At 38.0% G+C, this 24,770-nt stretch carries 22 protein-coding genes; 6 read left to right on the forward strand and 16 right to left on the reverse strand.

Features of this window, described 5'->3' with window-relative positions; all coding sequences use genetic code 11:
- Positions 1-43 precede the first annotated feature (43 nt).
- Positions 44-433 carry a winged helix-turn-helix transcriptional regulator gene (locus EGT49_RS04340; protein WP_135371874.1) on the forward strand — a complete coding sequence of 130 codons (390 nt, stop codon included), beginning with the start codon at positions 44-46 and terminating at the stop codon, positions 431-433.
- Between the two features lie 103 nt (positions 434-536).
- On the opposite strand, the gene EGT49_RS04345 is transcribed toward EGT49_RS04340, so the two are convergent.
- Together EGT49_RS04345 and EGT49_RS04350 are read right to left on the reverse strand one after the other, a co-directional pair.
- Entirely contained in the window at positions 537-2,234 is a 1,698-nt protein-coding gene (locus EGT49_RS04345; RefSeq protein WP_135371876.1) for a BspA family leucine-rich repeat surface protein, read from the reverse strand.
- Between the two features lie 137 nt (positions 2,235-2,371).
- A complete protein-coding gene (locus tag EGT49_RS04350; protein WP_135371878.1) occupies positions 2,372-2,557 on the reverse strand; it encodes a hypothetical protein in 186 nt (61 codons plus the stop codon).
- 507 nt (positions 2,558-3,064) lie between these two features.
- Between EGT49_RS04350 and EGT49_RS04355 the strand changes: the two genes are divergently transcribed.
- Both EGT49_RS04355 and EGT49_RS04360 read left to right on the forward strand, forming a co-directional pair.
- Positions 3,065-5,776, forward strand: coding sequence for a cation-translocating P-type ATPase (locus EGT49_RS04355; protein ID WP_135371880.1), 2,712 nt, complete (start codon positions 3,065-3,067; stop codon positions 5,774-5,776).
- Positions 5,777-6,137: 361 nt separating this feature from the next.
- Positions 6,138-6,515 (forward strand): hypothetical protein, encoded by a 378-nt coding sequence (locus tag EGT49_RS04360; protein ID WP_135371882.1) that lies wholly within the window; start codon positions 6,138-6,140, stop codon positions 6,513-6,515.
- Between the two features lie 329 nt (positions 6,516-6,844).
- Here EGT49_RS04360 and EGT49_RS04365 read toward each other — a convergent pair whose 3' ends face one another.
- Together EGT49_RS04365 and EGT49_RS04370 are read right to left on the reverse strand one after the other, a co-directional pair.
- Positions 6,845-9,193 carry a phosphoketolase family protein gene (locus tag EGT49_RS04365; protein WP_135371884.1) on the reverse strand — a complete coding sequence of 783 codons (2,349 nt, stop codon included), beginning with the start codon at positions 9,191-9,193 and terminating at the stop codon, positions 6,845-6,847.
- A gap of 100 nt (positions 9,194-9,293) precedes the next feature.
- The gene (locus EGT49_RS04370) at positions 9,294-10,022 is read right to left on the reverse strand and encodes a GntR family transcriptional regulator (RefSeq protein WP_135371886.1); all 729 of its coding nucleotides are present in this window, start codon (positions 10,020-10,022) and stop codon (positions 9,294-9,296) included.
- A 183-nt stretch (positions 10,023-10,205) separates the two neighbouring features.
- Here EGT49_RS04370 and EGT49_RS04375 point away from each other — a divergent pair, with 183 nt between their 5' ends.
- The gene (locus EGT49_RS04375; protein WP_135371888.1) at positions 10,206-10,796 is read left to right on the forward strand and encodes an NADPH-dependent FMN reductase; all 591 of its coding nucleotides are present in this window, start codon (positions 10,206-10,208) and stop codon (positions 10,794-10,796) included.
- 147 nt (positions 10,797-10,943) lie between these two features.
- Here EGT49_RS04375 and EGT49_RS04380 read toward each other — a convergent pair whose 3' ends face one another.
- On the reverse strand, positions 10,944-11,933 hold the full coding sequence (locus EGT49_RS04380) for a choloylglycine hydrolase family protein (RefSeq protein ID WP_135371890.1): 990 nt from the start codon (positions 11,931-11,933) through the stop codon (positions 10,944-10,946).
- A 167-nt stretch (positions 11,934-12,100) separates the two neighbouring features.
- Between EGT49_RS04380 and EGT49_RS04385 the strand changes: the two genes are divergently transcribed.
- Positions 12,101-13,039: a Dyp-type peroxidase gene (locus EGT49_RS04385; protein ID WP_135371892.1), complete on the forward strand. Its 939-nt coding sequence runs from the start codon at positions 12,101-12,103 to the stop codon at positions 13,037-13,039.
- A gap of 88 nt (positions 13,040-13,127) precedes the next feature.
- On the opposite strand, the gene EGT49_RS12435 is transcribed toward EGT49_RS04385, so the two are convergent.
- Both EGT49_RS12435 and EGT49_RS12440 read right to left on the reverse strand, forming a co-directional pair.
- Positions 13,128-13,301: a hypothetical protein gene (locus tag EGT49_RS12435; RefSeq protein ID WP_167849752.1), complete on the reverse strand. Its 174-nt coding sequence runs from the start codon at positions 13,299-13,301 to the stop codon at positions 13,128-13,130.
- Positions 13,302-13,363: 62 nt separating this feature from the next.
- Positions 13,364-13,516, reverse strand: coding sequence for a DUF6095 family protein (locus tag EGT49_RS12440; RefSeq protein ID WP_167849753.1), 153 nt, complete (start codon positions 13,514-13,516; stop codon positions 13,364-13,366).
- A 190-nt stretch (positions 13,517-13,706) separates the two neighbouring features.
- Between EGT49_RS12440 and EGT49_RS04390 the strand changes: the two genes are divergently transcribed.
- Positions 13,707-14,816, forward strand: a complete 1,110-nt coding sequence (locus EGT49_RS04390) for an SLC13 family permease (RefSeq protein WP_135371894.1) — start codon at positions 13,707-13,709, stop codon at positions 14,814-14,816.
- A 137-nt stretch (positions 14,817-14,953) separates the two neighbouring features.
- Here the strand turns inward: EGT49_RS04390 and EGT49_RS04395 are convergent, their stop codons facing one another.
- The 9 genes from EGT49_RS04395 to EGT49_RS04435 all read right to left on the reverse strand — a co-directional run bounded on the left by EGT49_RS04395 (position 14,954) and on the right by EGT49_RS04435 (position 24,762).
- The gene (locus EGT49_RS04395; RefSeq protein WP_135371896.1) at positions 14,954-15,505 is read right to left on the reverse strand and encodes a ClbS/DfsB family four-helix bundle protein; all 552 of its coding nucleotides are present in this window, start codon (positions 15,503-15,505) and stop codon (positions 14,954-14,956) included.
- Positions 15,506-15,868: 363 nt separating this feature from the next.
- Complete coding sequence (locus tag EGT49_RS04400) at positions 15,869-17,281, reverse strand: C69 family dipeptidase (protein ID WP_135371898.1); 1,413 nt, start codon at positions 17,279-17,281, stop codon at positions 15,869-15,871.
- 51 nt (positions 17,282-17,332) lie between these two features.
- Complete coding sequence (locus tag EGT49_RS04405; RefSeq protein ID WP_167849754.1) at positions 17,333-18,097, reverse strand: DUF1828 domain-containing protein; 765 nt, start codon at positions 18,095-18,097, stop codon at positions 17,333-17,335.
- A 1-nt stretch (position 18,098) separates the two neighbouring features.
- A complete protein-coding gene (locus EGT49_RS04410; protein ID WP_135371902.1) occupies positions 18,099-18,548 on the reverse strand; it encodes a DUF6978 family protein in 450 nt (149 codons plus the stop codon).
- Between the two features lie 64 nt (positions 18,549-18,612).
- Positions 18,613-19,479: an L-serine ammonia-lyase, iron-sulfur-dependent, subunit alpha gene (sdaAA, locus tag EGT49_RS04415; RefSeq protein ID WP_135371904.1), complete on the reverse strand. Its 867-nt coding sequence runs from the start codon at positions 19,477-19,479 to the stop codon at positions 18,613-18,615.
- 10 nt (positions 19,480-19,489) lie between these two features.
- Positions 19,490-20,161 (reverse strand): L-serine ammonia-lyase, iron-sulfur-dependent subunit beta, encoded by a 672-nt coding sequence (gene sdaAB, locus EGT49_RS04420; protein ID WP_135371906.1) that lies wholly within the window; start codon positions 20,159-20,161, stop codon positions 19,490-19,492.
- 322 nt (positions 20,162-20,483) lie between these two features.
- Positions 20,484-21,911, reverse strand: a complete 1,428-nt coding sequence (locus EGT49_RS04425) for a C69 family dipeptidase (protein ID WP_135371908.1) — start codon at positions 21,909-21,911, stop codon at positions 20,484-20,486.
- Between the two features lie 109 nt (positions 21,912-22,020).
- On the reverse strand, positions 22,021-23,340 hold the full coding sequence (locus EGT49_RS04430) for a PTS sugar transporter subunit IIC (protein WP_135371910.1): 1,320 nt from the start codon (positions 23,338-23,340) through the stop codon (positions 22,021-22,023).
- Positions 23,341-23,379: 39 nt separating this feature from the next.
- Positions 23,380-24,762: a glycoside hydrolase family 1 protein gene (locus tag EGT49_RS04435; RefSeq protein WP_135371912.1), complete on the reverse strand. Its 1,383-nt coding sequence runs from the start codon at positions 24,760-24,762 to the stop codon at positions 23,380-23,382.
- Between the last annotated feature and the right edge of the window lie 8 nt (positions 24,763-24,770).

A 24,770-nucleotide genomic window follows, 5' to 3' on the forward strand; every position in this document is an offset into this window, starting at 1 on the left:
ACAAATAGTGATGGTAAGATTACAAAAACGAAAGGATAACACAATGAAACAAGCAATTTACAATATTGGCGTTGAAAATACAATGAAGATCATTGGGGGCAAGTGGAAACCAATTATCTTGTGCCATCTGAAACATGGTGCAATGCGTACTGGCGAGTTACGGCGTGCTATCCCCAACATCACTCAAAAAATGTTGACCCAACAGTTGCGTGAACTTGAAGACGACGACATCGTTAATCGTAAAGTCTACAATCAAATTCCGCCAAAAGTAGAATATTCGTTAACTGCTTATGGGCAATCACTCAATAAGATTCTCGAAGAATTATGTGTTTGGGGAGAAAATGATATTGACCGCCGCAAAGCTAATGGCGAAAATATTATTTTACTAAACCGCGAAGACGTTCCTAATGATGCACTGCCCTATGCAGATTAATTTTTAACTCAAAACTAAATAAAGAAGCTGCGCTAATGATTAGTAAATTCATTAGTACAGCTTCTTTTTTGTTTTTCAAAATTATTACAACAACAATCTACATCTATCTTACAATCGTAACATCACCGGTTGGTATAAATTCGTTGGTGGCGACTCGATAATACGTTTTGCCGTTAATGTAGGCTAGGCGGTCGGCTTGCCACTTAGTATTAGCCGCAAGTTTACGGTTAGTAACTTTTTTGCCTTGGGAGGTAAAGATGTTCTGTTGCAAATCACTGGTCATGATGATGAGTGATTGCTTTTCGTAAGTGTAAACGTCCTTTGCTTTGACCCAGAGATTATTGCCAACTCGATAATACGTTTCACCATTTTTCTTCATCTGCTTGTCGCTCTTCCAATTGGTTCCGGCAAAGAGTGGTCGGCTAGTTGAACTTGTCGCATTATCTTTGAACAACAAGGCACTTTTGGCGTCCGGATAAGTTGCTAGAAGTTGATCAACATATTGAACATTTTTTTGGGTCGTCTTGGCTTTAGAATAAGTAACTTTTTCTGGTAAGGTAACGACGTAACGGCCCTTTTTAGAATGTAATTCATCGACATTAACATCAAACGAAACCAAATGTTTGTTGGGATCGTAGCCATTTTTATCTGGTACTTTAATCGTCAAGGTAGCAACTCCGTTGTGGATCGTTCCTTTAACGTTTTTATCGATTATTGTTTCTTTGAGATTGTTTGGTACTTCAATATCAAAAATAGCCACATTTTTGGCACTGATAACTTCACCTTGATATTTTCCTTTGAGCAACTGCTTACTAGAAATAATTCTGAGGTCGTCGTTTTTTTCAGTGATCAACCATTTTTGATTAGCATTGTTGCCATTTAAGTCTTGACCTAAATCGGTATGTTTCAATGAAAAATTTGAACCTAAGGTCAAGCGGCTTAAATTGGTTCCTAATAGTAAACCAGTTTTTTTGGCGGAATGATTGTCCCAATGGCTGAAATCTAATTCTTTAATATCGCCAGCATCACTGAACATCCCGACCATCTTTTGAACGTTGGCGACGTTCCAGTTACTGATATCAAGATTCTTTAACTTATCAACTTTCATGAACATTGCTGACATATCACGCACATTACCGACGTTCCAGTTGGCAAGGTCGAGTGATAGCAATTTCGAATCGACGTCAGTCGAACTGAACATATTTTTCATATTGGTAACTGAACTAGTATTCCAGTTATTGAGATCTAATGCGGTCAAACCAGTATCGCTGAACATGTAACTCATATCTGTGACATGGCTGACATCCCAAGTTGACACGTCAAGCGACTTCAAGGCTACGCTGTCGAACATGTGACTCATATCTGTGACATGACTAGTATCCAAACGGTCTGTATTCGCTATTTCAGTCAGCCCCGAAACGCCTTGCAAGTTGTTACCTAATCCGGTGAATAGCCACGACGAATTGGCTGGCAAAACAACTAGCCCATCGAAGGAAATCCCCTTAATATCTTGTTTAACACTGTTGAAATTAACATTAGAATATTTATTTTCGTCTAATTTTAAAGTGTTCCCCAAAGCACCCTTAGACAAGGTTCCAGATTTGATGTGCAAAATGTCCGTGTTAGAAATATACCACTGACAAGTTCCATCAGTCCCCGAATACTTTTCGCTATTAGTAGGCGTTGTGGTCTCATCTGCTAAATTAGCAACAGTACTGGCTTTAACAACTAATTGATTACTCAACAAAACTGAAGAAATCAAAATAGTCGCTACTATGCCAATTTTTTGTCGTACACCCAAGTCAGATCAACCCCCTCTTTTTGGTTAAATTTAATTATAGCACCAACTTTTATTCGACACATAAACAAATAAAGGCCCTTCTATCACAATTGGATTTTTCCAACTGCCATAGAAGAGCCCTTGATTTAGTATTTTAATTACATTGTATATTTGAATGTGTGTTTCTTAGAAATATGATTTTCTGAGTAAACTGCAATCATTACTGCAAATAGTGCAGCTAATGGAATGGAGTATCGGCTTTGCAAAACGAAGAGAATCATCAATAAGACAGCCATTACCGCCATTACTGTTACTTTCATGAATTTTACGTTTTTTGTTGTCATAACATCCACCCCTTAAGTGATTTTTTATTTAGTTTCCTTTTTGTCCACAGATGAGAATAACATGCTAAAAAATGATTTACAAGCCGTTAAATCAGCACTTTCAGCCATTTTAAAAACTGATAAAGTTCTTCTAATAATCAATATTATTATCTTAGAAAAAATTAAATTGAAAACCTTACTGCGACAACAATTTCAGAAAATACTTAAAGTTTTCTAAATTTTAATGAAAGCTAAATTAAGATAAAACTTATTCAATTATTTTTTATCTTATTTCACTCCTCAGCCTTGTTATATCAACGCTTACAGACAGGTGTTAATTATAAATGAACACTTTTTTTCACTGATAAAACCAGTAAGCACCTGTATTGACATGGTGTATATACCATATGATAGAATTATATATAGGCGGATATTATAGTTATTATAAGCTCTAATTAATTCGTTTGTAGAGGGATAAACAATTAGTTAGAGCCTATTTTTTCGCAAAAAACTGAAAGGACTGATTTTCTGACCAAATTTCATCAACTAACAACTACCGATGTTTTAGATAAGCTATTAGTCGATTCTAATGTTGGCCTTACTGATCAACAAGTCCAAACCAATAGAGAACTATATGGCTCAAATGAACTAAATGAAGATAAATCTGACCCTGCATGGAAGATTTTTCTGCAAGCATTCAAAGAACCAATCGTGATTGTGTTACTTGGAGCAATAATCTTATCACTATTAAGTTCTGCTTATGCGTTCCAAGTTCAAAATAACGTTCAACACGGAAAAGAAGCACTCTACGAAGCTGTCGCTATTTTTATTTTGGTAATTATCAACGCGGTAATCGTCTTCTTTCAAGAGATGAGTACTAAAAAAAGTCTCGACGCTCTAAAGGAAATGAACAATAGGACAACCGTCGTTTTACGCGATAATAAGTGGCAAGTTATTCCTACAACTGCCTTAGTTGTCGGCGATATTATCAAAGTCAAAATGGGAGATTTCGTAGAAGCTGATGTTCGCTGGATCAAAAGTAGTGAACTGTCTGTGGTTGAATCTCACTTAACCGGTGAACCAGATGCGATTGAAAAAATAACCAAAGCACTTAGTGCTGACACTGAATTAGCTGAACGAACTAACATGGGCTATTCAGGTTCAACCGTTGCTAATGGCTCTGGAGTAGGAGTTGTCGTCGGTATCGGTGAAAATACCGAATTAGGTAACATTGCTTCAATGTTGCGCAACACCGATAAAAAGACTTCCCCTCTACAAATCACTATCAAAAAACTAACTGCCAGTTTAATGAAAATTTCTGGTGGAATCGTTTTATTAACTTTCATTATCGGAATTATCAAAGCTGGAGAACTCAGTATCACGTCTCTGAGTTCAGTACTTTCCACTTCTATTTCTCTAGCTGTGGCATCGATTCCTGACGCCATGCCGATTGTTTTATCTATCGTCTTAACAATTGGTGCTACCAAAACAGCCGTCAACAATGGCTTAATTAAATCCCTCAACAGTGTCGAAACACTTGGTAGTACTTCTTACATTTGTTCTGACAAGACTGGTACTTTAACGCAAAATCAAATGACTGTCACGAAGTTTTACGATGGTCATAACGAATTCTCAGTGGGTGATGGGGATTTAGAAGTAAACACTAACTCACCTTTCTTCCACGGGGCCGTTCTCGTTAACGAATCCAGTGTGACTAAAGATGGTGATGACTTCCAAACTTTTGGAAATCCGACTGATATTGCTTTAAACGTTTTAGGTCAAAAAGCTGGCGTGACTAAGCAATCTCTCACTAACGACAATCAAATTTTACGAACTCTGCCCTTCTCAAGTGACCGAAAAATGATGAGTGTCGTGGTCAAGATGCCAAACGGATTTCGTCTATACACCAAGGGGGCACCGGATGTCTTGTTGAAGCACAGTCAGAATTTACTGATTGATGGACAACTGACGAAGGACTCTACTAAATTTGAAAGCATTATTGATAACTTTGCTGAACAAGCGCTACGAACGATTGCTGTCGCCTACCGCGATTTAACCAAACGTCAAGCTGAAACGGCTAGTCTTGAAGAATTGGAACAGGATTTAACTATTACTGGTGTAGCCGGAATTATTGATCCTCCTCGTCCTGAGGTTAAACAGTCAGTAAAAACTTTAAACGACGCTAAAATCGAGGTTGTAATGATCACTGGTGACCACGCTAAAACCGCTCGGGCCATCGCTTATGACCTTGGTATCGTTAAATCTAAAGATGCTCGCGTAATTGAAGGTTCTGAAATCGAACTAATGAGTGATGACGAACTTTTCAATTCAGTAATTGGCACTAATATTTATGCTCGAGTTACCCCTGAACACAAGCAACGAATCATCAAACAACTTCAACGTCACAAACAAGTTGTAGCGATGACTGGTGATGGTGTCAATGATGCTCCAGCTCTGAAGGCCGCTGATATCGGAATCGCCATGGGAATCAACGGAACTGAAGTTACTAAAGATTCGGCTGACTTGATTTTACTAGATGATAAATTCACGACGATCGAAAAATCAGTTCGCAGTGGACGGATGATTTACGCTAATATCAAAAACTTCATGCGTCATGAATTAACAACTAACGTAGCTGAAGTAATGTCCTTACTATTTGGTCTTTTCTTTACCCAATCAGTTGGACAAGTCCCTGCCGGTACTGCTACTTTAAGTGCCTTGATGGTCTTGTGGGTCAACATGATCAGCGACTCACTTCCATCATTTGCACTAGGTTATGACGTCGCCGAGTCAGATATTATGAAAGAAAAGCCTCGTGACGTCAATGAATCAATTTTGGCCAATAATACTTGGTCCAGAGTTTTGATTCGCGGAACCGTCATGGGTGCCATGGTCTACTTCGGTTTTGCCTGGGCCGCTCAAATGGGCGCTACAAGTAATCAAGCTCAAACCGTTGCTTTCTTAACCTTAGTATTCGGTCAATTGTGGCACGTCTTTGATGCCAGAAGTTCCAAATCAATATACAGACGCAATCCATTTGAAAATAAACATTTAATTGCAGCTGTTTTATTTGCAGGAATTTCTTCAATATTAGTAACTGCTATTCCGTTCTTTAATGTCGTAATGGGAACAGCTCAGTTACCGGGGATTGTTTATTGGATCGTGATCTTTGTCCCTGCATTGCCAACGTTTATTTTGTCGGGGATCAAAGAAATCAGAGCGTGGAGCAGGCCCGTTTAGATTCCGAGCATTTGCCTAAGAACTGGAATTGCTCGCCGTACTTGCGAGTGATTTCAGTTCTGTAGCAAAGCACAGGAATCTGGCCTGTGGAGCGCGTTTTAGATAGAGCGTGGAACAGGGGCGGTTAGCTCCCGGAGGATAACGTAATTTCACGAATTGCACGTCGAACTATACGGGCGATTTGGGAAATTCTGTTATCTGGAGGGAGTTGCCCCTGTGCAACGCGTTTACGCTGCATCCACCACTATCCCACTATAAAAATATTTTCGCTTTCAAAAAAATAAAAATACCATTTCCTCCCAATTTACATCCTCGACTACTTTATAGTTAAGTGGTCTATACAAATTGGGAGGGTTTTTTTATGTCAGATCTCTTTTTTTATTTTATACTAACCTTTCTTATATTCACTTTTTTAGAAATATCTAGTTTTCTAGCTACTAAAAACTTAACCACTTTTGAAAAATACGAGCTAGAAAATAGTAAGGCTTTTTCCATACTTCAATTGATAATTGATTATTTTATTTATCTAGTTATAATGTTTTTCTTCATGTCACTTGTAAGTGAATTGGTGATTTCTTTAGGTCTTTACATGGGACTTGCGACTACTAATTGGATATTCTTTTGCGGTCAATTTGTTGCATTTATTGGGATTTCAATTATGCTTTATCAGCCGCTTGCCTTCAATCCGCTTGAAGAATACGAAAAAAAGACTCAGGAATCCTTTTGGTGGGATTTCTGAGTCTCTTTTTTGTTTTTGATTTTCTTTTGGGTGTGATTATGTGGTTTTTGACCACGGTTTTGGTATTCGAAGTGGATTTTATTTTATAACGACTTGTTTGGTTGGGAATATGGGTTGTTCTTTTTGAGAACTTCCATACTTCTTTTTTGGAATAACGGTTGTTCTTGACTGGAATAACCATTGTTCTTGGCTTTATAGCTAAAACGCGTTCCGCAGGCCAGGAGTAAGCATATAGCTACGCTTCCCAAATCGCCCGCAAAGTGCGGCGTGCAATTCGTGAAGCTAGGCTATCTGCTCACTCCTAAGCGGGCCTGCTCCACGCTCTGCTTTTACCATTTCCAACTATTAACCTCAGGTAAGTCATCACCATATTCACGGATGTACTTGTTGTGTTTATCAACAATGGCTTCCATTTCATCGGCGAAGTCGCTGGCTGCATCGCCTTGTACGGCAACGGCTGCTTCTTCTGCTAGATGGAATCTATCCATTTGGTTAACTACACGCATATCAAATGGTGTTGTGATATCACCGTTTTCACGATATCCATGAACGTATAGATTATGATTTGCACGATCGAAGAAGATTTCCTTGATGATATCTTCGAAACCATGGAAGGCGAACAAGACTGGCTTGTCGACTGTGAAGATTTCGTTGAATTGTTCATCTGTTAAACCACGAGGGTCAACTTTTGGTGATCTCAACTTCAATAGGTCAACGACGTTGACGTATCTAATCTTGATATCTGGTTTTTCTTTTCTAAGAATACTGATAGCTGCTAATGATTCTAGGTTAGGTTCTGTACCAGCTGAGGCGATAACGATGTCTGGATCTCCATTATCGTTTGATGCCCAGTCGATCACTTTAAGTCCCTTGTCAGCTAATTCTTCAGCTTCTTCGATTGAGTAGAATTGTAGTCTTGGTTGTTTTGATGTAACCAACAAATTGATCTTTTCTTGGTCATCCAAAATCTTAGGCATTACAGCAAGCAATGAGTTTGTGTCAGCTGGGAAGTATTCACGAATGTATTCTGGTTTCTTTTCAGCTAAGTGTGTAATGATACCTGGATCTTGGTGAGTATAACCATTGTGATCTTGTTGGAAAGCAGTTGAAGTAGCAATAACGTTGAGTGATGGGTATTTATTTCTCCAGCTCAATTCATTTGCTTTTCTTAACCACTTGAAGTGTTGTGTCAACATTGAGTCAACAACTCTCAAGAAGGCTTCGTAACTTGCGAAGATACCGTGACGACCTGTCAAAGTATAACCTTCGTTAAATCCTTCAGCTTGGTGTTCTGAAAGTTGTGAGTCGATGATACGGCCAACTGGTGCTTCGTATTGGTCATTTGGTTCCTTAACAGGTTCCATCCATTGACGAGGAGAAGCATCGAATGCGCCATATAGACGGTTTGACATTGTTTCATCAGGTCCGAATAGTCTGAATGTCTTTTCATTGTTCTTGATAACATCGCCTAAGTACTTACCTAGTTCGATCATATCTTGAGCTGTCTTTGTACCTGGTCTGTCAAACTTCAAAGCATAGTTCTTGTAGTCTGGAAGTTTCAATGGTTTAGGATCAACTCCACCGTTTACGATAGGGTTCATAGCCATTCTTGCTTGTCCCTTAGGGATAATTGCAGCAATGTCACTGTCCAACTTACCATTTTCGTCAAATAGTTCTTCTGGTTTGTATGATTCTAGCCATTCAACTAACTTGTCAGCATGTTGCATATCGTTTTGGTCAACAGGAATTGGAATTTGGTGAGCTCTAAATGAACCTTCAATAGGTTCGCCATCCCAAGTCTTAGGACCAGTCCAGCCTTTAGGTGCACGGAAAATGATTACAGGCCATTTTGGCATCTTAGCTTCTGAAGCTGGGTGTTTTCTAGCTTCTTCTTGAATAGCCTTGATTTTTTCAATAGCTTCATCCATAACTTTAGCAGTTTCAGGATGCATCTTTTGAGGATCGTCGCCTTCAACGAACATTGGATCCCAACCCATACCTTCAAAGTACTTAGTCAAATCTGCATCACTCTTACGTGACAAGATTGTTGGGTTAGAAATCTTGAAGCCGTTTAGATTTAGAATTGGTAGAACGGCACCATCATTAACTGGGTTAATGAAAGTATTTGAGAACCATGAAGCAGCCAATGGACCAGTTTCAGATTCACCATCACCAATTACAACTGCAGCAATTTCATCTGGGTTATCGAGGATAGCACCAACACCGTGTGATAGAGAATAACCTAATTCTCCACCTTCATGCATTGATCCAGGAGTTTCAGGGGCAGCATGAGATGCGACACCACCTGGGAATGAGAATTGCTTAAATAATTTTTGCATACCCTTTTCGTCTTGGGTAATTTCTGGATAAATTTCCGTGTAACTACCATCAAGGTATGAGTTTGAAACCATAACTTGCCCACCATGACCTGGGCCTTCGATATAGAACATCTTCAAACCGTACTTGTTAATTACACGATTTAAATGGGCATAAATAAAGTTTTGACCAGCGATAGTTCCCCAGTGTCCAATTGGGTGAACCTTAACATCGGAAGGTTTTAATTCACGTTTTAATAAAGGATTATCTTTTAAATATAATTGTCCAACAGAAACATAGTTGGCTGCACGCCAATATCTATCGATCAAGTTTAAATATTCTTTTGATGAGTAATCAGTCATTACCAGCACACTCCTTACGTTTTTACAATGTAATCATAACCATAAAACAATTAAAAGTCAACCACTTTTATAATTGGTTCGACCCAATTTTTGTAAACACTTACTTATTACCTAAATCAACGAATGAATCATACTTAAAGTACTTATAATGTAACTTCATGGTAGAGAATTCAAACGGTGTTCCATCGTCCAAGAAGAAAATACCTTCCATCATCCCGACCGGCTCGTTTGGAGACAACTTGAGCAATTCTTTGCCTTCCTCATCGGATGGTTGCGCTGAAATCGTCAGATAAGTTTTATTAACTTCTTTTCCTAACTCAGACTCTACATAATTAAAGATCGATTCGGAAGCAATTTGCTCAGACAATTCTGGAGCTAATTTGATGGGGATGTAACCAGTTTCAATCATAAAAGGCACGTCGTCCAAAAAACGTAAACGTTTGAATGAATATACGAATTCACTCGACTTTAGAAACAGGTTATCTTGAAGATCCTTATCGGGATGGACCACGTCAAATTTTAATACCTGAACGCCAGGCTTTTGTCCGTTCGCATTAAAACTGTCGGTAATACCTAAGTTCTTACCACTATAACTAAATGATGAACCTTGCTTTAAATAGAGTGGATTAACAAACGTACCTGAACCACGTTTTTTAAAGATGATTCCTTGGTCAGCCATTAAACCTAAGGCCCGCTTAATCGAACTACGACTGACACTATAACTTTCAGCCAGTGACCGTTCATCCGGTAAGCGCATGTCGGAATATTCACCCTCATCAATTGACTTTTTTAATGATGTAATAATTTTTTGATAAACTAAATCTGCCATAATTTTCCTCGTTTCATAAATTGGGACGAACCAATTTTATACATGGTAACTATCTTTCGAAATCAGTATACCTTATAATCATCAACATTTACATACCAGAAATTTTTTGGTCCCTCAATTCAATCATTTGCACTCTAAATGCTTTCAGATATAACATTATTATATAGAAATGAGGTATCTAATATGGGAATACAAATTGGTGTCATTTTAGGAACGACACGCCAAACTTCACTCGGTGAAAAAATCTTTAAATATTTACAAAACAGCGTCCAGGAAAACGCCGACGTGCAATACAATTGGATCAACTTACGTGACTATCCGTTGCCACTTTACGATCACGAAGAAACGCCACTTGAGACTCACATTCACGATCTAAATAACATTGAAGACAAATGGCTGAAAACCTTAGCGCAACAAGATGGTTACTTGATTTTGACACCAGAATACGATCACGCTATTACTGGTGCTTTGAAAAATGCACTCGATTTGGTTGATCCCGAAGTTAATCGCAAGCCGGTTCTAACGATTGCTTACTCACATTTTAGTGACGGTGGAATTTTGGCGGCTAACTCAATCGTACCAATACTACAGATGCTCAAGATGATTGTTTTGCCTACACCAGTTTTGTTGTGGAACGCCGATGATAATTTCGACAACGATGGTCACTTACTTGATGTCAAAAATAGTGATCACTTTGCAAAACGTCTGCAAGAGGCAATTGCTGAAATTAACTTTTACACTTCTGTTTTGAAAAATAATCCTTTCGACAAATAAAAAAATTTTGCTTAAAACAAATACCCGTTACACCATGCGATAGTTTGCGCACAAGGTGTAACGGGTATTTTATATGTAGGTCAAATCTACAATTCTTCGTCAGTTTCTAATAACATCAGGCTTATTCAATTTTTAACCTTTAGTTTTTTAGTTCAAGGCTTCAAATTCTTGATCAAGAGCTACTTCGAACTCTTTTGGTTCTTTTTGATTCTTAATCAAATCGTCAGTCAATTTTGTAGCGTAAACCTTACGATTACCATAAGGAACAAAATACATGATTTTGTTAGTCAAATCCAAAACTGTTTGGTATTGAGTATAACTAGCTTCGCCATTTTCCTTAATATTAACGCCACGAGGAATCGTTACACTATCAAGCATATGCAAAATTGTATTAACAGCTTGTTTACTATCCTTAGGTTTCTCAGTTGAATTGCGAATAAAAGCAGTTCTCACGAAACGGTCAACTGCAGTGTAACCACCGGGCAATCTAAAGGTACCATTTTGACCTAATGGAATAACTTCCTCATCACCAAACTTCTTGGCACCAAAGTTAGTCGTTTGAGCACCTAAATAGTTCGACAAATTAGTTTTGTGCCAGTTGTAATCTGGAGTATTAGTCATCACACCGACTTTGTCCTCTTGCAATTTCAACCCATCGCCTTCTGGTTCCAAGACGTAAGTAGCACCAGTTGCGTCACTAAAAATCCAGTGAAGTGGTTGATTTTGTTGCATGACCCCACGATCAGATTCGATCAAATGAACTTGTTTGAGATTTTCTTTCAAATCTTCAATTGACTTGTTGTTTCCTAATGCCCAAAGAATAAATTCTTCCGCCACGAGATTCATTTCACCGTCGACTGGTTCTTTGTCATAAGTTGCAGCATTAGCGAAGTACAATTCGGCAGCTGATAGACCATATTCATTAAAACCGTCGGCTACCATATAATTATGACCATATTTGGCTCCTGTTCCCATAATGGCATATTTAGTTGTATAAGATTTCTTATCATATGAAGAAATCCATTCGTATTGTTGTGGTAAGAAAGTTGGCCGGCCATTCAATTCAAAGGCAAAATCCATTGTTCTGGCTAAGAATTTTGATCCGTCTAGGGCTTCTAAACTAAGACTTGTACACATAAATTTTTCTCCCTTTCGTACTTCTTGTAACGTACATAATATAAAAATTATTATTCTCTAAAATTTTAACATTATCAAGAATTTTATTTTACGAATTTTAATCCCAACGATTTATTTTGTAATATGATAAGCTAACTGTGTAAACAAATATTCCGGAGGTAGATTCCATGACAGTAGACATAAAAAAAGCCCAAGACGTCTATAAAGACGCGGGCGAAAGTGTTATTTTTACAACTTTAATGTTGAATCGAACAGATTTGGATAAAGAAAAGGCAGCTATTGCTGATTTTTCCGATATGTCTAATTCAATCATTAATAGTATGCGAATTCGTGACCCAGAAGCTCAAGCACACGTTGCCTGGGGATTTGGATCAGATGCTTGGGATTATTTATTCCCAAACGCTCCTAAACCAAAAGAATTAGAAAACTTTAAAGAAATCAAAGGACCAAAATATACAGCTGTTTCCACACCCGGCGATATTTTTATTCACGTCCGTGCTACCAAGATGGCTGTTTGTTACGAATTAATGGATCAATTTATGGGTATTTTACGTCCTATCACCAGTGTTGAAGATGAAACTCATGGTTTCAGATACATGGAAGGTCGTGCCATCATTGGCTTTATCGATGGAACTGAAAATCCTGCTGGTGTTGAGTCAATGGATTACACTTTGATCGACGATGACCCTGAATTCAATAACGGATCTTACGCTTTTGCTCAAAAATACATCCATAATATGGATGCTTGGAAGAATCTAAAAACTGAAGACCAGGAAAAAGCTATCGGTCGTCATAAGTTCTCCGATCGTGAATTAGCCGACGACGAGAAATTACCTAACGCTCATAACGTTGCCTCTAAAGATGAAGAAGGCGGCGTTGAACATAAGATTGTTAGAATGAACGTTCCTTTCTCTGACCCTGCTAAAGATATTACAGGAACCTACTTTATTGGCTACTCAAAGGATTTCGCTATCACTAATCGAATGTTGACGAATATGTTTACTAAGAGTGATCGTTTACTCGACTTCAGTACTCCAATAACTGGTAATCTATTCTTCATCCCTTCAAAACCAACTCTCGAAAAAATTGCTGACGGAGACTATTAATGTTTCCTGTGAAACATTTTATGAAACAAATCAAAAAAGGAATCATTTCCAATTAACTTTGGACATGATTCCTTTTTTGGTCATCTTATTAATTTGTGGATTTCCACAGATTCTTAATAAATAGTAACGACAATAAAATCAACAGTGATCCTGAAAAGACTAATGACACTCGTCCTAAGATGAATGCAGGATCAACGGTCATTTCAATAACACTTAAAATTATTGAAACTAATACTAAAAGAGATGTTCTCTTTAAGATCATAGGCGTTACCCCCAATATTTGATACGACTAGATTATATCAGTCTAGTGTCCACTTGGCACGATTATTTTGGGAAGATAACATGGATACCTGCAAAAAACAAAACTAGCCCTGCAATTAGGAGCAAGTAATACACTAATTCTTTCTTAGCTTTAAAAGAAACTGCCATAACGGCAATTCCGACGATGAATAGTAAAATTGATAAAATTATTTGCATTTATTCTCACTCCTCATAATTGACTTTTAGTATACTTAGGATAAGATGTATTATGCTTTTTATGATAAAAATTTTTAAAGAATTTAAGTTTTAAAAAATAATTCGTCATTTTTTGCATAATTATCTTTTTTAACGTTACTTTTATCTTTATACTAGATAAGGTACTTCTTTTTTGTAGGGGAAAACTTAAATGGCTGTATTAAAACGTGTATTTTCGGATAAGGTGCTTTGGATAGCTGGGGCAGCAGCAATCCTCACCTCAATCTTCATTAGTCCACCGCAAATGATGGACATTAATTGGAAGACACTTGCTTCACTTTTATCTATGATGATTATAATCCAAATCTATGACTATTTGGACTTTCTAAAATATTATGCCGCGTACATGACACACAAAGCGAAAACTACTCGGCAAATGATGTTTATGTTAGCCTCATTAGCATTCTTTGGAGCTATGTTCTTAACTAATGATGTAACAATTTTAACTTTAGTTCCACTTTTTTATCAACTATCCAAACACATTAAAGTAAATCCAATTTTCCCCGTCATTATAATTGCGATGGCGGCTAACCTTGGAAGTATGTTCACTCCGTTTGGTAACACCCACAACTTATTCCTATTAACACATTTTGACCTTGGTATTAAACAATTCTTTATTATGTCGACACCCATTACGATTGTCACATTCTTGGCCGTTTTTCTCGTGACTCGATTCTTTCCAAGTGATCCAATCGAACTCACTGAGTTGCCTGCTGTTGAATTGAATATCCCAAGTTTAACACTAACTGTTATCGTCACTGTGATTATTTTCTTAGGAATCTTCTCTGTAATCCCAATGTGGGGATCATTGATTGCCGCACTACTGTTGGTAATCTTCATCAATCCTCACATTTTACAGTCAGTGGACTATTCAATCGTTTTAATCTTTATGTGTTTCTTCATCGCCGTTGGTAATATCAATCGTGAACCAGCAATCGTTAATAATCTACATCAATTTTTACAAACGAGAACTAGCACATATTTAACTTCAATTATAACTAGTCAATTCATTAGTAATGTTCCAACAACAATCTTAGTTTCAAAATTCTCCAAGTATATCCATGCAATCTTCTTGGGTACTAACCTTGGTGGTTTGGGAACGGTCGTCGGATCCCTCGCTAACTTATTGGCCTTCAAACAATATCGATTCTTCTTTAAAAAGAATCCAGGAAAATATTTAATGTATTTCACAATTATTAACTTTACAATGTTGATAATTTTAGGAACAATTGGATATTTCCTAATAGATTTCGGAATGTAAAAGTCATCTACACTAGGATGACTTTTTTATTTTACCCAATTTTAGAAACAATTAGTATCTTTATTGTAAAACGGATACAAAAAAATACGGATAATTTTCACTACCCGTGGTAGCTACTCTTTATCCGTACTTAATAATTATGAATTTACAGTCTTTCTATCTCTTAGATTAAAGTTCTTCCACTTTCTCACTTGACGACTGTAATTGTTAAATGGTGAAACTGCATTGATTCTGATCCATTTAGCTACTGGCCACATTGCTTTTGTGGTTGCCCACTTGCGTTCGCCAGGTTTGAATAGTTCATCGTGTGACATATTGCCGACCCATGAGACCAGCTCATCAACAGTACTACTTAATTCCTCTTTTTCATTTTCGATGCCATCGGATCCATACTTGATATTAAAGTCATGATAAAGCTGACGCATTTGATCCCACTTGTAACCTGGGGTTGGGGTCGTAATATTTTCCCCACCAGCTTCGGCCTTTTCCCATGACAAAATCATATTAATCCATCCGACTTGATATGAGAGCATCTCACGTGGAGTCTTATCCACTTGCTCAATTCTTTCATCGGCAACATCATCTGTTATACCCTCATATTCATCAATGAACTTATGATAACTCTCTTTGATTTGGTCTATTAATTCTGCTGAATTTTTATATACCTGCATACCTTCGCTACCTTTCATTGATTTGATTTCTCAAACGAAAACATCCCAATTTCTATTATAGGACAGAAATTGTCACTTTGGGGAAAAAACGCTCATGATATAGCATATTTTTCGTGAGAAAGCGTTTTAATTGTGGTATATTTAAAAGTTATGCAATTTTTCTGGATTTTTGGGGTTAAAAAACACTGAATCTGTTGTTAGATTCAGTGTTTTTTTGGTGCTTTATTTTTTTATAACCATGGTTCTATGCGATATAGTCAAAACGCGTTCCAGCCAACAGGAGTCAACATATAGCTACGCTTCCCAAATCGCCCACAAAGTACGGCGGGCAATTCGTGAAGCTAGACTATCTGCTGACTCCTACCCGTTGGCTTCCACGTTCTATAAATTTGGATCCATCAAAAATGTCAACTTCGACATCTCGGCACCTTTGGTAACTAAATCGGTCATATGTTTTTTAGTGGCTTCATTAAAGTGTTCAGCAATCAAATGGTTCTGTTTTGTTAAGTAATCTACCGCAGCAACTTGATCGAGCTTCTTAACTTCTTCATCTACTTCGGCAATTTTCTTGCGTGACCAGGATCTCAATTCTTTTTGATAATCCAAATTTGGCTCAACAAATTCCTTATAATGGCTTTCAACTACCATATTCAAAGCTTCGTACATCCAATAGGCACTCTTTAAATCTAGTTTTGCGGGTGCATAGCTGTAGGAGTCGTCAATTGCATTAGCGTTGGTGAAAAATGGCACATAGGGGCTGAAACTTGGGATTCCCAATGCTTTCCATTCAATAGTCTCGCCATTTGGTCTCAATTGTAGGATGTGAGAATTTTCTGTCCGGGACAGCGAAATTGCCCGATAACGTTTTTTATCTTCAGCACTGCCGCTACCTAGTGGATCGAACTTGGTTTCGTTGTAATGTGAGGCCAGGATTCTTTGAATATCTTCGACAGCAATTTTCTTTTCTGGCTTTCTCAAAAATGGTAACTCAGAAGATTCTGGATCTTGTTGAGTACTTGGATTCAACACCTTTTGACCATACCAAACTCTTGGCGTGTTGTAATGACGGTCTTTTTTCGTATCTGTACCAAAGATATGGCGGAAATCCCAACGATCAAAATCAGGATTCAACTGATTATCTTCGACGAAATCCTCAATTCCCTTTGACCACATAAAATTGTTGGAGTCCGTAAAATCAATATCTTCAATACCGATTTGATTGGCAGCTACCACGTAACAGTCGTCAGGAATCTTGATTGCCACCCAGTGATGACCAGTCGCAATCTCCATATACCAAATTTCGTCAGCGTCGACAAATTCCACGCCATTACTTTCAGCGGAGCCAAATTCTTCAATCAACTCACCGAGTCTTTCAACACCAGCACGAGCAGAATCGATGTAAGGCAAAACAAGTGTCGTCATGGAGTCTTCTGCAACCCCTTCTGGCACCAATGGATCATAGGCTAAAACTGCCTCGTTAGCCATCACGCTTTCAGTAGCGCTCATCCCCACGTTTTTCTCGTTAACACCGTCTTCTTCATACAATCCTTCACTTGGATCAGCATCAGGTGAAGTTGTATAACGGTATGCTTTTTTAGGCAAATCAACGGTTAATTGATTATAGGGTGAAACATATTTTTTATCTTGATCTTCAACTGCTTTTTTAACAAAGAATTTCTTAGGCCAAATAGCGACGAAATTATCTTCATTTCGAGCAATAAAGTTTGAGCCATCTCGTGAAGCTTTTTTACCTACCATGATTGATGTGCAAGCTGAATGTGTCTGTCGTTTCATAATTTTCCCCCACTTATAAAAAGAGCCTTTGGAATTCCAAAGGTTCGATAATTACTTTAATTTTAGTATTTCGTGTTTATTATTCCAAGGTATTAATTTTAAATTGAAACGTTCCGCAATATTAAATCCTTTTTGACTCGGAGAAGCTATTTCGGAGTTATAGATTAATATGAATTCTGAATTTTTCACATTATATTCCGTACCCGAAGATATATCACCATACATTGCCCCCGTAGTTGCAATACTTGCAAACGACGAAGAATTAGTAAAATTAATAAATCTATATGGTCGGTGTTCTCTTTTAGGGATTGTATAATCAATCAAATAACTATTACCACTACTTCCAAATGGCCGATAAGTTTTTAGTCCACCAAAATCATTTTCATCAAAGTAGCTATATACTTCTTCTTTAAAAATACTTGTCACATTCTCCTTACGAGTCATAAGTAAATCATCAATATGAATTATTGCCTGAACCAAATTCTGTTTCATCATTGGAAAATCCCCTTTGCTACCTACAACAAAGAGTTCACCATCCACATTATGAATACCATATTCATTAATAATGTTATTTAAATAAACTTTTCTAGACGGTAAAGATAAATTTACGCCCATCATTGTTAAATCACCAATTGTATCAAAATCATCTGTCAAAGTGATAGATCCATCTTCATTTGGAGAAACATAGATAGTGATATTATCCCCAATTGAATTTACAAACGGTGTAATTATCTCTTCACTATTTCCCAGATCACTAATTTGGTACTGTTCTTTTAGCCAATCAAGGTATTCTTCAACCCAAGAAGACTTCATCATTTCAATTCCCTCCTTTAATCGATGAATCATAAAAAATAACATTTTTTAATTCGACATTATTATATTTCAAGAACAACTCTAAATCTTTTTTAAAAGCTGAAGGGTTGCTCACAATTTCATCAAATGTATACGGTAATTCTTCACTTGACAAAAATTTACTATCAAATGTATTTTCTCCAGTAAAAACATGTAAATGTGGAGTTGGATACCCTTGATGAGGTTTGCCAATAATATCAAATCTCATCATATTCCCATCATTTGAATTCATCATTAAAGACAATTTATCTCTTTTATGTCCCTTTCTATTCATGACAGTTTCAAACTTATGATTAACAGAAAAAATTCCCCGAGATGGATACTTTCGTTGTTCATCCTGGGAAGCCACAGTAATTTGTTTATTGGTCAAAATCTTTTCCAAACTCAAGAGTTTTTTATATGTATCTTTATCCATTAGAAAACCTCAAATTTTATTATTAAAATCTTTTCACAATATACAAATTACGTAAAAAACACTTCTAGTCACCAAATATTTCTTTCTTCAATTTCAAAGCAGTTGGTGTCGTTGCTAAGCCACCTTCGGCAGTTTCTTTAAAGATCGATGGCATTTGTTGGCCAACTCGATGCATTGCTTCTACTACTTCATCAGTTGGAATAACGCTAGTAATACCAGCCAAAGCCATATCAGCTGAAATCATTGCTTGTGAGGCTCCTAAGGCATTTCTTTTAACGCAAGGAACTTCGACTAATCCGGCAACTGGGTCACAAATCAAGCCCATCATATTTTGTAAAGTGATGGAAATTGCTTCAGCTGCTTGTTGGGCTGTTCCACCTTTGGCACAAACTAAAGCAGCAGCGGCCATTGCGGCAGCGGAACCTACTTCAGCTTGGCAACCTCCTTCGGCACCAGCAATTGAAGAGTTGTTGGCAATCACTAATCCAAAAGCTCCAGCAGTGAACAAAAAGTCAACTTGTTGGTCTCTAGTTAAATGTAGTTTGTCGCGGGTCGCTACTAAAACTCCAGCTAAGACTCCAGCACTACCAGCAGTTGGTGTTGCACAGATCAAGCCCATTTTAGCATTGACTTCATTGACCGCTATAGCGTTACGAACGGCTTCTAAAATCGGCTCTCCACTTAAAAAATCACCATTTTCGATGTAAGCGTTCATCTTTTTGGCATCCCCACCAGTCAAGCCAGTTACCGACTTCACTCCGGCGACACCTTCTTTGATCGAGTCTTCCATAACTTTCAAATTACGTTCCATCGTCATGCGGATAAATTCTTTACTACGATCAGTATTTTTCATTTCCGTTTGAACCATCAAATCAGCCACTGAATCATAATCAGCACTTTGTTTAACTAATTCTTTTATCGTATAAAACATCTCAGTACCTCTATTCAAAGTAAGTAGCGTTATCAACATGTGATAAGGCACGTAATTTTTGTAGGATTTCTGCTTTGTCGCGGCGTTCATCAACTTCAATTATCATGATGGCTTTTTCACCTTTGGAAGCGCGCGTAACCGTCATGGTGCCGATATTGATATTCAATTCCGAGAAGACATCAGTAACTTTAGCAATCATTCCGGCAACGTCTTGATGAACCGTGATGTAAGTCGGGGTGCCCAAACTTAGCGACATCTTGAATCCGTTGATTTCCGAAATTTGAATATTTCCGCCACCAATCGAGACACCTGTCACGCTCAGATCGTGGTCCCCTTTAACGAGAGTGATTTTAGCCGTGTTAGGATGTTCAACTTTGTCACTCTTAGGAACAAAGGCCACTTTAATTCCTTGCTCATAGGCCATTTTTAAAGAATCTGCGAGTCTTCGATCATCAGGTTCCATCCCTAATAGACCACCGACTAAGGCAACGTCAGTGCCGTGGCCTCGATAGGTTTTAGCGAAAGATTCATAGAGATCGATAGTAATCTTTTCTGGTTTTTCACCAAAAATATCGTGGACCACTTTACCGATTCTAGCTGCTCCAGCCGTATGTGAACTACTAGGGCCGACCATAACCGGACCGATGATGTCAAAAACGCTTTTGAAACGTAATTCTTTCATAACTTTTACCTCAGGATATTTTTCTTTTAAAAACAAAAGCAGCGGATACCTTTTTGTATTCGCTGTTATTTTACTATGTTTTGGGTTGGGGTTCTATTGGTTTGGACTTTGGTTTGTTTCTATTTGGATAACCATGGTTCTTTTTGGTTATGGCGGTTGTTCTGTTGGGAATAACCATGGTTCTATGCCATATAGCTAAAACGCGTTCCGCAGGGCCAACTCCCTCCGAGATAACAAAATTTCCCAAATCACCCGCAAAGTGCGGCGGGCAATTCGTGAAATTACGTTATCCTCCGGGAGCTGACCGCCCCTGCTACACGCTCTACAAATTTGGATCCATCAAGAATGTCAACTTCGACATCTCGGCACCTTTCGTAACTAAATCGGCCAAATGTTCTCTGGTTTTATCATTATAGTGTTTAACTATTTCTTTATTCATCTGTGTCAAATAGTCTGTCAATGCTTCTCCTGACATGGTTTTAGCTTTCTTGTCTACTTCGGCAATCTTAGTTCTAGCCCATTGTGACAAAGCTTTTTGATAGTCTAAATTTGGTTCGACGAATTCCTTGTAGTGACTTTCCACTACCATCGCTAAGGTTGTATATAGCCAGTAAGCGCTCTTCAAATCTAATTTTTCTGGTGTGTAACTGAATGATTCGTCGATATCATTGGCGTTGGTGAAAAATGGTACTTGTGGGCAGAAGCTTGGAATTCCAAAGCCGGTCCACTCTAGGCCTGCAGCACCATTTTTACTGGAATCACGCATTTGAAGAATGTGGGAATTGGCAGTTCTGGAGAGTGAAATTGAACGATAAGTTTTCTTGTCGTGTTCACTGCCACTGCCTAGTGGATCATATTTTGTTTCGTTGTAGTGAGACTTCAAAATATACTGAACGTCTTCAACGGCAATTTTCTTTTCAGCTTTTCTGATGAATGGTAATTCAGCTGATTCAGGATCTTGTTCAATTGATGGATTCAAGTATTTTTGAGCAAACCAAACTCTTGGTGTGTTGTAATGATGATCTTTTTCAGTATCCGTGCCAAAAATGTGGCGGAAGTCCCAACGGTCGGAGTCGGGATTCAAATTGTTTTCGGCAACAAATTTCTGAATGCCATCGGCCCACATGTAATTTTCTGAGTCGTTGAAGTCGATATCTTGAATTGCCACCTGGTTGGCAGCTACGGCGTAACAGTCGTCAGGAATACGAACCGCTACCCATTGATGACCAGTAACAACTTCCATGTACCAAACTTCATCTTTGTCGTTGAATTGCAAACCGTTTCCTTCAGCTGAACCATATTTGGCAACTAGTTCACCCAGATATTTAACTCCTTCTCGTGCTGAATCAATATAAGGTAACACTAAGGTAGCTAGTGAATCTTCAGCCAAACCATTCTCCACATAAGGATCACAGGCTAAAACTTTTTCGTTGGCATAAACACTTTCAGTTGCGCTCATACCGACGTTTTTTTCATTAAAACCATCTTCTTCATTAGGGCCAGTCGTTTGGTCGACACTAGGTGTAGAAGTGTAGCGATAGCCATTTTCTGGATATGGCATGGTCATTTGGTTGTAAGCTGAAACATAAGTTGCGTGACGGTTATTAACACTTGGTTGCACGATCACTTTTTTCGGATAAATTGCGTTCATTCGATCTTCATTTCTTGAGATATAAGTTGCGCCATCCATGGAAGCTTTCTTGCCTACCATGATTGAGGTACAAGCTGATAATTCGATACGATCTGTCATTTTATTTCCCCCATTTGTTTGTTTCTTACAATTATCATCATACTCGTTATAAAAAAAACACTCCACATAATTTGTGAAGTGTTTGTTAAGTAATTAGTATTTCTAACTATTAAGCTGCTTGTACAGTGTCGTCTTTAGATTCCTTCATAAGAACTTTATCGTTGATCATTACGAATGGAATGTAAACTAGAACACCTAGAACAAAGGTAATCAATTGGATAACAACGGCACGCCAGTCACCAGCAGTTGCTAGGAAGGCTGAGAATCCGATTGGTGTTGTCCATGGAACTTGAATGACACAAGGACTCATCCAACCTAATGTTGTTGTTACGTAACTAATTACAAGACCCATAACTGGAACTAATACGAATGGGATAGCTAATGAAATGTTATAAACGATTGGGTAACCGAAGATAACAGGTTCGTTAATGTTGAAAATACCAGGTGCGATTGATAATTTTGAAACGTTCTTTGTTACGGCACTACGTCCAACTAAGAATGTAGCAACTAGTAAACAAAGTGTTGAACCTGAACCACCCATCAAACCATAAGTTTGAACTTGGGAAACGTTGATAATATTAGGAATAGCTTTACCAGCATTATATGCGGCAATGTTTTGTGTAATATTGATGATCAAAAGTGGTTCTAGGATTGAACTGTAAATAACTGATTGGTGAATACCGAACAACCAGAGTAAGTTACCTAGTGAGTAAAGAATGATAACTCCCCAGATACCTGTACCAATGTGACGTAATGGTTCTTGGATGAATGTTGTGATCAAGTTGATCAAATTCATTCCGGCCAAGTTGTAAAGTAGTGCTGAAATAATAGCTGAACATGATAGAACAATGATGATAGGAATCAAAACATCAAATGATTTACCAACAGCTGGTGGAACGTTATCACCTAAGTGAACTTGTAGTTTCTTGATTCTTGAAATTCTAACAAAAGCTTCAGTAGCAAGCAAACCAACGATAACACCGGCGAACATTGCTCCTGTACCTAAGTTTGAATATGGTAGAACAGCTGAAACATCAACTGCTTTTTTAGCACCATCAGGAATTAATGAAACTGTGTTAGGCATCATAGTAACTAAGGCTGCCATTGATACCAAGGCAGCAGCGATTGGGTTATCGAATTTTCTATTCTTAGCTAAACAATAACCGATCATAGCTGCAATTAAAATACCTGAAATATTTAGTGTCGCATTACTCAATAAGGTTCCCCAATATTGAACATGCGTTAAAGTGTCACCTTTGAAGATCCATGTGAACACTGTGTTATTTAACAAAACCGCTAATCCAGCAAGGATATACAACGGCATGATTGTGGCAAACGCATCACGCAATGAACGTAGATGAATTTGCGCACCCATTTTGGCTGCAAATGTCGCAAATTTGTCAGCCGCTTTTGAATTCTGTAATGACATACTTTCGCCCCCGAAAAAAGTTTATAAAAAATTCAAATCCTAATCCAAATCCGACAAATCACCTCCATTAGTTGCGATAACGTGCTTCAACCACCAGTAACTCTTCTTTGGAACACGTTTCATGTCCAAAAGATCGTGGTTTGTACGGTTAACATAGACAGTTCCATAACGCTTATCCATGTTACCGCTTGAACTAGGAATGTCGATCAAGCCCCAGCCTAAGTATCCAATTACCTCAACACCATCTTCAAAAATAGCATCTTTCATAGCTTGGATATGGTCGCGGTGGTACTTGATACGATAATCATCTTGAATCTCACTGCCATCGAAGTCTTCACGAACACCGATACCATTTTCGATTGGGAACATTGGTACTCCGTACTCGTTGTAAACTTTTGTCAAAATGTCTCTGAAACCGAGTGGATCGATTTGCCAACCAAACTCTGAAGTTTCCAAATAAGGGTTCTTCTTAACACCTTTGTCTAAGTAGTAATTTGGAATTGTTCCTTCAGGAACCTTAGTTGAATCGATCGTATCGCTACGATAGTAACTAAAAGCAATAAAATCAGATGTCACCTTGATTAAAGTTTCATCGTCTTCTGGTTGATAATCCATATCAATGTTGTGGTTCTTAATGAAGGTAAGAACTTCATTGGAATAACGACCATAAACGAAAACATCTAACAAATCACGATTGAGAAACTCGTTGATTTGGCGAGCGTATAAAATATCTTTTGGATTTGGTGATGCTGGATAGACTTCACTATAGGCGAGCATCCCACCAATTTTGCAATCAGTATTTTCATGAATGTAATTAGTTACTCCTGCGTGAGCCAACATTACGTGATGGCTGATTTGATACAACTCATCATCTGTTTTGTCACCCTTTAAGTAACCAGCAATTCGAAATGCTTCACTCATGTGATAGAGATTTTGCTCATTGAAGGTAATCCAATATTTAACACGATCTCCAAAGCGTTTAACCATTTCTTCGCCATAACGCACAAAAGCATCAACAACGTGGCGTGATAAGAATCCGTTGTATTCCTCTGCTAAATGAAGAGGCATATCAAAATGGTACAAACAAATCATCGGTGTGATGTTCTTAGCTAAAAGTGCATCGATCAACTTATTGTAAAATTCGATACCTTCTTCATTGAATTCACCGTCACCCTCTGGATTTACACGGCTCCAGGAAATTTGGAAACGATAGAAATTCATCCCTTGTTTAGCCATCAAATCAAAGTCTTCGCCGTAACGATGATACTCATCGATTGCATCGTGCCAATCAGAAGCATCCTTTGTAGCTGGTCTCACATCGTAGACGGATTTACCTTTGCCTCCAATATTCCAAGCGCCCTCAGTTTGCATACTGGAAGTGGAATTACCCCAAAAGAAATTCTCTGGTAATTTATCTGTCATACTATTCA

The organism is Companilactobacillus suantsaicola, from assembly GCF_004745525.1.
GTDB classification, from domain to species: domain Bacteria; phylum Bacillota; class Bacilli; order Lactobacillales; family Lactobacillaceae; genus Companilactobacillus; species Companilactobacillus suantsaicola.